Raw genomic sequence first — 9,273 nt, forward strand, 5'->3', positions numbered from 1 at the left:
ACTGGGACGGTAGAAAAAGAAAGTGACTTGTCGTTATTTTACCAACATATTCCGGCTTTAGGAAATTATGCACTCAATAAAGGAATTAAAGTGGGGCTTGAGATCCACGGTGATGTTCTTAAAAATGGAGAAGCAGCTAAGAAAATCATGGAAACAATTAATCATCCAGCCATAGGAATCAATTATGATACTGGGAATTGCATTTTTTATGGTGATAGTTTGCCAGAGGAAGATATTGTTCATTGTCTTCCCTGGATTATTCATATCCATCTAAAGGATAAGATAGGCGGCTATAAAGTATGGAACTTTCCAACGTTAGGCGAGGGAATGGTTAATTTTAAAAAGATTTTCAGCATCCTTAAGGAGAAACAAGTTGATGTACCAATGAGCGTAGAAATTGAATACAGCGGCTCATTTGAACATCCAGTTACTTATGTTGATGAATGCGTTAAAAAATCCTATGATTATCTTCAAAAAGTTATAGTATAGGAGGCAAACGCTATGCGTAAAGAAGACTTCATTTTCTATAATCTCCGGTCGGGTCAAAAGGGTAATGATATTAATATTATTTTCCCTGGTTGGAAACCGCATGATGAACGGGTTGTAGTGTTTTCACCACACGATGATGATGGAATTCTTGGGCCAGGATCGCTTATTCAGGGCATTCCCCTGTTTGGAGGCGACGTTCATATTATAATATTTTGCAATGGTTCTGGTGGTTATAGTGTTATAGAACAAAAATATATTATTACTGCGCTTCGATCAAGGGAAACAGCTCGAGCTTATAATGTTTTGGGGATTAAGGAAGAAAAAATACACCGTCTTGAATATGATGATTATAGCGTTTTCCCCTTTATAGGGCATAAACTTCCTGGAGGCGAGGAAGGTACATTTAGGAAAATTATGCCTCTGCTCCGTAAGTTAAAAATTACTCGTGTTTTAGTCCCCAATGGATATCGAGAACACCTTGATCATACAGCTACATATATGGTCGGAGCTTTTGATACTCCTCAAATTGGCGATCCAGTAATGGTAGATTGGGGTCAAACTGAACCCATTCGTTCGATCCTACAATATGCTGTTTGGAGCGATTTTTCTCCTGAAGATGCAATGGTTGAGGGAGTTGACACCGAAATTCGAGCCAATCGTGCATTGAAGGCTCCTATAGAAGCGGAAAAGAATATCCTGAAAGCCATGGAGGAATATCAAACCCAGGCAAAAATCATATCAGGACTATTAAAAGCACGAGAAGAAAGAATAATTTCAAAAAATCAGGTTGCTGAAGTTTTTCTTTCTTTTGAACCGCGACCTCGATGTGAGTATAAAAAATATATTCATCAAATAGAAAAGATTGATAATTCTGGAGGTCAATCTCAATGAAAAATATTGCATTGTTGGGTTCTGGTTTTATTGCTGGGGTTCATATGGAGGGTTGGAAAAGAATCCCGGGGGCTAATGTAGTTGCCTTTTTTGAAGTAGTACCCGAAAAAGTCCGGAGTTTTCAAGAAAAATATACAATTCCTCACTTTTCTTCATTTCCTCGTCTACTTGAAGAGAAAGAAATCGATATTGTTGATATTTGTTTACCAACCTTTTTACATCGGGATTATGTTTTACAAGCTGCTCAAGCCGGGAAACATATCTTCTGTGAAAAGCCGATGGCTTTAAATGTCGAAGATGCCGTGGCGATGAAAAATGCCTGTCAGCTGAACGGTGTCGAACTGATGATAGGTCATGCTCTCCGGTTTTGGGGAGAATATAGGAAAGCTAAAGAATTAGTTTCTCAGGGAAAAATCGGAAAAATACTCTCCATCGATGCCTATCGATTAGGTGTTTCACCCACTTGGTCGGTAATAAGTTGGATTCTTCAGCAAAATTTAAGTGGCGGGGCAGCGTTAGACCTTCATATTCATGATTTGGATTTTGTTAACTGGATTGGAGGAAAGCCGATTGAAGTATTCTCACGCGGAGTCCAGTCAGTTAATGGTTCCTGGGATCATGCCCAAACCAGTGTTCGATATGCTGAGGGAATAATTGCCAATATAGAAGGCGGCTGGATGATGAAGGGAACATTCCCTTTTACAATGGGATATCGGATTTTAGGGACGGAAGGTGTTGTTGAGTGGGAATTCCGTTCAGGGGTGAATATTGAGCAAAGAGGAGAAGCGAATCCAGTGGTTGTCTATCGAGATGGGGAAAAAGAGGAAAAAATTAACGCTCAAGATGATGATGCTTATTATCTTGAATTGAAATATTTCTTTGATTGCATTGAAAACCATCGACCCATCGAAAAAGCAACCGCAGACCATGGCATTACTGCCGTTCGAGTAGCAAATGCAGCTCGAGAATCAATGGAAAAAGGTATCATTGTGAAATTATAAAAGGGTTGGTTTTCTGAAATGAAAAAGGATTATGGATAAGGATAAGATGGTTAAAGTTGGGAAGGGAATCTTTCTAAAAGAAAGAACCTTTTCTTAGAGATACAAAAAAATGAATAAGGACAAAGGGAACGCACGACCAAGGAAAAACCATGCGTAAGATTTTAATTGTTGAAGAAGATGTTCTAATCCGAGAAAAACTGTCAAATTTACTGCGTGATGAAGGGTATTATGTCATTGCAGTAAAAGATCGAAGCGTAGCAATCAACTGTTTAGAGAGAGAATCAATTGAAATTATGATTATTGCAGAAAAAATTATTCAAGAAAATGGTTTTGAATTGCTGTCGGTTGCCAGACAACGCTTATCTAATATAGTTATCATTGCCTTTGGTGAAAATGAAAATGCTTATCGAGTTAGAGGTTTGTTTACAAAAGGAATTTATGAATATTTATCACATCCCCTTACTCCTTCAAGAATACTTTCTTCAATTAAAAGAGCAGAGGAGAGGATTAATCTTTTAGAAGAAAACAAAGACTTAAAACGCCGCATTGATTATCGTTATTCTTTTGCTGGAATTACTGGAGTATCAGAAAAAATGCAAAAAGTTTTTTCTTTAATACTTCAGGTTTCACAAATAAAACGTCCAATATTGCTTATGGGGGAATCGGGTACCGGGAAAGAAATGATAGCGAGAGCCATTCACAAATATGCTTACTCTGATGAAAAGGGTTTTTACAAAATACTCTGTAGTAATTTACCGCCTGGCGCCCTTAAAGGAAAAATATTTTATCGTGATAGTGATGTTTCATCAAAAATGAATACTCTTGACCAGTTACCATCTGGAACGATTTATTTTGAGGATATCCACCTTTTACCCTATCCTCTTCAGAATGAATTCATTGATTTTCTTGAGGAAAATCGTTTTAGTCGAAGCGATAAAGATTTGCATATTATTACTTCAACCGAAGTTCCTCTCGAAGAAGAAGTAACCCGGGGAATGTTTCGCAACGATCTCTTTTATTTTCTCAATGCCGTAAAAATTGAAGTACCCTCTCTACGAGAAAGAAAGGAGGATATTCCTTTTCTAATTGATGTTTTTTTAAAGGAAATTGAAGAGGGAATCAATAAGAAAACCATTAAAATTAGCAAAGAAGCTTTGAATTTACTATTAGAATATCATTGGCCAGGTAATATTACTGAATTAAAAAACACCTTGGAAGGTATGGTTATTTTAAGTGTAAGCGAGCTGATTCTTCCTGAAGACATCCCTGTTCATATTAAAAGTGGTGTCGCGACTGGTCGCTCTCTTCAAATAGAAGTTGGTATGTCCTTGGAACAAGCAGAAAAAATATTAATTTGGGAAACACTGAAAGCAAATCGTTTTAACAAGAGCAAGAGTGCCCAAATTCTTGGAATCGGGCTTCGTACCCTTTATCGTAAAATTGAGCAGTATAATCTCGATAAGCAATAGATGTATATTTAAAAGATACTCATATTATATTAATCTACTCAATTATAAGGAAAAATGGTTAAATGACTCTCTATCATTGTGTGTTCGTTTACCAAGAAAGGGTAATTGAAAGGATGTATTAAGTAATAAAATCAACCTAATTCTCTCATTGAGGAGAATTAGTAGGAATGCCTCTCTCTTTTTTTGCTGAGTTCATAACTTTGGATAAATTCCTCATAAAAAAGCTTTTGTCTCATCAACGTATATGAATAAAACAAAAAATATTTTTCTCTATCATTTAGCCAATTCTGTTATTATGACATAGAATCAAGGGAAAGGTTGCAAGAATAAACGATTTTCAAGGTTTATATTTGTCAAAATGACATAATGTTGATATTGATTGACTTTAACCCTCTTGCAATTTCAAAAAAAACGGTTAAAATAAAATACGATAAATTAAATAAATACTTCCGAAAGGGGTGAATGTCGAGTGAATATTAAACCACTCGGAGATCGCATCCTAGTAAAAAGGATCGAAGAAGAAGAAGTTCATAAAGGCGGTATTATTATTCCCGATACCGCGAAAGAAAAACCTCAGCAAGGATCAATTGTTGCTGTTGGTAGTGGAAAAGTAAATGAAGATGGAAATCGTATGCCTCTTGAAGTGAAAGCAGGTGATCGAGTACTTTTCGGGAAGTATGCTGGTTCAGAAGTAAAGATTGGCGACGAAGAGTATCTCATTATGCGAGAGGATGACATCCTCGGAATTATCGAAGGGTAGCGGAAGGGAGGTACACGATAATGGCGAAATCAATCATTTTCGAAGAAGAAGCCAGACAGTCAATTTTAAGAGGAGTCAAAATTCTGTCTGAAGCAGTCAAAGTAACTTTAGGTCCAAAAGGAAGAAATGTTGTTATTGAAAAGAAATTTGGATCACCAACTATTACCAAAGATGGAGTTACCGTTGCTAAAGAAGTTGAATTAGCTGATCCCAAAGAAAACGTTGGAGCTCAGCTAGTAAAAGAAGTTGCATCAAAAACCAGTGATGTTGCTGGAGATGGAACAACAACAGCTACTGTTCTTGCTGAAAGTATTTATCGTGACGGTTTGAGGAATGTTGCGGCTGGATCAAACCCGATGTTATTAAAAAGGGGTATTGATAAAGCAGTTGATGAAATAATTAAAAAACTGAAGGAAATGAGCAGAGAAGTCGGTGAGAGAAAAGAAATTGCTCAGGTTGCTGCCATTGCTTCCAATAATGATGAATCTATCGGAAATATTATATCTGATGCGATGGAAAAAGTTGGAAAAGATGGGGTTATCACCGTTGAAGAAGCCAAAGGACTAGAAACTACTTTAGAAGTTGTCGAAGGTCTTCAGTTTGATAGAGGATACCTGTCACCTTACTTTATCACTGACCCCGATCGTATGGAAGTAGTTTTAGAAAATCCTTATATCCTTATTTATGAGAAGAAGATCTCAGCTATTAAAGACTTGCTTCCTCTATTAGAAAAGGTTGTTCAACGAGGAAGGCCCTTACTTATCATCGCTGAAGAAGTTGAAGGTGAAGCTCTTGCTACTTTGGTGGTTAATAAACTAAAGGGTGTCATTAATGGAGCGGCAGTTAAAGCACCGGGGTTTGGTGATCGGAGAAAAGCCATGTTAGAGGATATCGCTATAATGACTAGTGGTAATTTTATCTCCGAAGACTTAGGAATTAAATTAGAAAACCTAAACCTTGATGATTTGGGAGAAGCAACCAAGGTAGTAATTGATAAAGAAAACACCACCATTATTGAAGGAAAAGGTACTAAAGAAAAAATAGTTGCCAGAATGAACCAGATCAAGCGTCAGATAGAAGAAACCACTTCTGATTATGATCGTGAGAAATTACAAGAAAGATTAGCAAAAATTGCCGGTGGTGTTGCAGTTATTCATGTTGGAGCAGCGACCGAGGCTGAAATGAAAGAAAAGAAAGCCCGGGTTGAAGATGCTCTTCATGCCACTCGTGCTGCAGTAGAAGAAGGGATTGTTCCTGGTGGCGGGGTTGCACTAATTCGCTGCGCTTCAATAATCGATGATTTATCTTTGGTTGGAGATGAAAAAACCGGAGCTAATATCGTCAAAAAGGCTTTAGAAGAGCCAGCTCGAATGATTGCTGAAAATGCCGGAGAAGAAGGTTCAATCATTGTTGAGAAAATCAAGAATTCTGAAAAGTTAACCTTTGGATTCAATGCACTAACCAATGAGTTTGTTGATATGTATGAAGCAGGCATTATTGATCCAACCAAAGTAGCCCGCGCAGCTTTACAAAATGCAGCTAGTGTGGCTTCTTTAATGCTTACTACCGAATCAGTCGTGACCGAGATACCTGAAAAGGAAAAAACACCTCCAATGATGCCGCCAGGTCCTGATATGGGTTATTAAAAAGTAAAAAAATGCTATAATATTGTAGCCCGGAGGGATGATTTCTCCGGGCTAATTTTTCAGGCAGTTGATAGGTTGGGAGGTAGCAAAAATGCCAATTTATGAATATCAGTGTACCGAGTGCAGAAATGTGTTTGAAGAATTGCAATCATTTTCTGATAAACCAATAACTCAATGCCCTATCTGTAAAGGGAGAGTTAGAAAGCTGGTAAGCAAAGGCGTAGGCTTATCATTTAAGGGGAGCGGTTTTTATTGTACCGATTACCGTTCTTCTCATTCTTCAACTGCTCATTCGAGCTGTTCAAGTGGCTGTAGCACTGGGAATTGTTCGACATGTGGAAGCACATCAAGCTCAAAAACAAAAACTTCGAAAACAACAGGATAACATGGGCGGCTTTTCGTATATTCTGATTTTTGCAGTTTTAATAGTTGGGGCGATTGTCTGGGGTTTAAAGAGAAAAAAGACGGTCTCAGTCTCTGATTTTTGGCAAGAAAAAGAAAGTGAATATTCGGAAAAAAGAATCCTTTCATCTTTTGCTCGTTATTTAGGAGGTCATGCCCGTTTTGAGAATACGACGGAAGGCCTCCTTTTTTTAATGTCTAAAAGTTTATGGTTTGAGAATTTTGAAAAAGGTGCAAATATTTTTGGATTTGCTTTCCCCTTCGAAAAAGTCATATTTCGAATTCCACTCTCCCGGATTGGCCAAACTAAAACAATTCCCGAGAAAGAGCTCATCTCTCAAGGCATACTACATCCCAATATGAATGTAAGACGAGTCAATCGGAGACCAGAATATCTTTCAGTTAATTATATAGATGAATGGGGAAGAGAAAAAGAATTATTTTTTGATAGTATGATTGACCTTTCACAATGGCATCAAGCTATAAAAGCTGCTTTAGAAAATTATATACCAGATGAAGAAGAAGAAAAGATTGGTGCATGCCCGAAATGCGGGAAAAAAGTATCTCCTGATTTTAAACTCTGCCCATATTGTGGTTGCCGCTTGTCATAGAAATGTCTTTTAAATATTGACGTTTTGTCCATCCTCATTTCACTCGTTTTTTCTCATAAAAAATAAAAAAGTAAATAGTTTGGATATATAGGTTATTATTAAAAATAAAGTTATTATCATTCAAACACTATTTTCTTTTATTATATAACGATACAATTCATTAATAAATCGATGAGAAAGGATTTAAAGGTTAATTCATGAAAGGGCTGAAAATTGGGCATTATACAGATTTGAGTGTTTATACCGGAAGTACAGTATTTCTTTTTGAAAGAAAAAATCGTGCTATAGCCTCAGTTCGTGGGGGTGCGCCTGGAAGTAGAGAATTAAATGCTCTTTCTCCCGGGCAATTAGTTGAAAATATTGATGCCTTAGTATTTTCGGGAGGTAGCTCTTTTGGAATTGATAGTATGTCAGGGGCGGTTGAATATTTACACCAAAAAGGAGTTGGATATAAAACCAAAGCCGCCAATATTCCAATTGTTGCTGGTGCAGTTATCTATGATTTAGAGGTTGGAAAAAATGCTGTTCCTCATTCAGAATGGGTTTATGCTGCTTGTGAGGATGCAACAGAAAAACCCAAAGAAGGAACGGTAGGTGCTGGGACTGGAGCTTCGGTAGGAAAAAGCTCAGGAATTCGATTTGCTATGAAGAGTGGTTTTGGATGGGGAAAATCCCCTCACCATCGAGATAGTATCCATACTTTTATTGTTACCAACGCATTGGGTGACATTTATGATCCTAGAAATGGACAATTATTAGCTGGCAGAAGAAACAAAAGCGGAGAAATTGAAGGCTTTTTGAAAAATATTCAAAATGATACTGGTTTTACATCTTATTATAATACTACCTTGGCTTTGGTTGTTCTGGACTATTATTTTTCAAGAGAAGACCTTTTAATGCTTTCTCATGTTGTTCATTCCGCTTTATCAACTTGTATTCGACCCTATGCAACTCTTTTTGATGGGGATACCATTTTTATGGTTTCAATGGGTGATCGGCGTCCCAACTATCTGAGTATTCTTCAAGGTATATATGAAAGTGTTACCGAAGCAGTTATCCATTCAATTTTATTCGCTGAAGGATTACCTGATTTACCTTCCCGAAATGATATAATAAAATAAATTGATAGAGTTGAAGCCTATACTGAATGAAGGATGTATTAGCTTATTCGAAAATAGGAATGAATTTTGTTTAACCCGTCGACCAAAATGGCGGCGAGAGATGGATAAAGAAAACTTTATCCGTCTGGTATCTCAGAAGAGAACTAGAACGGAGGGATAATCATGAAACTTCAAACGAAAAAGATAGTATTAGCCGGTGTGTTGGGGGCAATTTCTATCATTCTCAGCGTAACTCCTATTGGGTTAATACCGGTACCGAATCTCTCAGGATCTGCAACGACAATGCATATACCGGCAATAGTTGGTGGAATAATCGGTGGTCCATTAGTTGGTGCTTTGGTTGGTCTTATCCTTGCTTTTTCTACAATGAATTTATTCTTCGCCATGGGGGTTAATCTCGTTGCCTGTTTTGTTCCTCGAATATTAATCGGTGTGGTTGCTTATTATATTTGGGCTGGTTTGAAAAAAGGAAATATTGGTATTATTGCGTCAAGCTTGGGAGCTACCTTTGTTAACACAATAGGAGTCTTAGGTTTAGCTGTTTTGTTTGGGAATTTTACCCTACAGCAGATAGCTCCAATTATTGCTTTAAATGGAACATTAGAATTAATTTTTTCAGCAATAATTGTTCTCCCTTTGGTAAAAATATTACAGCGCCAGTTTCCTTCAAAATGAAAAACTTACTTAGTTTTTGTCTCAATACCAAAACAGGATAGACTTCCAAACCACTTCGATTGTGCCAGATGGGGATGAAAAAGCTATCTAAAACCGTCATTGCGAGGAGCGTTTTGTGCGACGTGGCAATCTCATTTAGCAAATTTTTTTTAAAATAATTAAAGGATGAGATCCTCACGGCTTCTGAATACGAAGCCTCAGGATGACG

Annotated in this window: 10 protein-coding genes; all 10 read left to right on the plus strand. The window is 37.3% G+C overall.

Features of this window, described 5'->3' with window-relative positions:
* A partial coding sequence (locus PLK24_RS02040; RefSeq protein ID WP_324476076.1) for a sugar phosphate isomerase/epimerase family protein occupies positions 1 to 489 on the plus strand: 489 nt, incomplete at its 5' end.
* 12 nt (positions 490 to 501) lie between these two features.
* Positions 502 to 1,380 (plus strand): PIG-L family deacetylase, encoded by an 879-nt coding sequence (locus tag PLK24_RS02045; protein ID WP_324476077.1) that lies wholly within the window; start codon positions 502 to 504, stop codon positions 1,378 to 1,380.
* Positions 1,377 to 2,381 (plus strand): Gfo/Idh/MocA family protein, encoded by a 1,005-nt coding sequence (locus tag PLK24_RS02050; protein ID WP_324476078.1) that lies wholly within the window; start codon positions 1,377 to 1,379, stop codon positions 2,379 to 2,381. The genes PLK24_RS02045 and PLK24_RS02050 overlap by 4 nt, the downstream gene beginning before the upstream one ends.
* A 149-nt stretch (positions 2,382 to 2,530) precedes the next feature.
* The gene (locus PLK24_RS02055; RefSeq protein WP_324476079.1) at positions 2,531 to 3,850 is read left to right on the plus strand and encodes a sigma-54-dependent transcriptional regulator; all 1,320 of its coding nucleotides are present in this window, start codon (positions 2,531 to 2,533) and stop codon (positions 3,848 to 3,850) included.
* Between the two features lie 469 nt (positions 3,851 to 4,319).
* A complete protein-coding gene (gene groES / locus PLK24_RS02060; protein WP_324476081.1) occupies positions 4,320 to 4,610 on the plus strand; it encodes a co-chaperone GroES in 291 nt (96 codons plus the stop codon).
* A 17-nt stretch (positions 4,611 to 4,627) separates the two neighbouring features.
* Positions 4,628 to 6,256, plus strand: coding sequence for a chaperonin GroEL (groL, locus tag PLK24_RS02065; protein ID WP_349770638.1), 1,629 nt, complete (start codon positions 4,628 to 4,630; stop codon positions 6,254 to 6,256).
* A gap of 91 nt (positions 6,257 to 6,347) precedes the next feature.
* Positions 6,348 to 6,641, plus strand: coding sequence for an FmdB family zinc ribbon protein (locus PLK24_RS11440; protein ID WP_349770636.1), 294 nt, complete (start codon positions 6,348 to 6,350; stop codon positions 6,639 to 6,641).
* Complete coding sequence (locus PLK24_RS02070) at positions 6,562 to 7,269, plus strand: zinc ribbon domain-containing protein (protein ID WP_324476084.1); 708 nt, start codon at positions 6,562 to 6,564, stop codon at positions 7,267 to 7,269. The genes PLK24_RS11440 and PLK24_RS02070 overlap by 80 nt, the downstream gene beginning before the upstream one ends.
* A gap of 197 nt (positions 7,270 to 7,466) precedes the next feature.
* Positions 7,467 to 8,390: a P1 family peptidase gene (locus PLK24_RS02075; protein ID WP_324476085.1), complete on the plus strand. Its 924-nt coding sequence runs from the start codon at positions 7,467 to 7,469 to the stop codon at positions 8,388 to 8,390.
* A 162-nt stretch (positions 8,391 to 8,552) separates the two neighbouring features.
* Positions 8,553 to 9,065, plus strand: a complete 513-nt coding sequence (locus PLK24_RS02080) for an ECF transporter S component (RefSeq protein WP_324476086.1) — start codon at positions 8,553 to 8,555, stop codon at positions 9,063 to 9,065.
* Positions 9,066 to 9,273 lie beyond the last annotated feature (208 nt).

It is taken from the genome of Atribacter sp. (assembly GCF_035418125.1).
In the GTDB taxonomy this organism is placed as follows: domain Bacteria; phylum Atribacterota; class Atribacteria; order Atribacterales; family Atribacteraceae; genus Atribacter; species Atribacter allofermentans.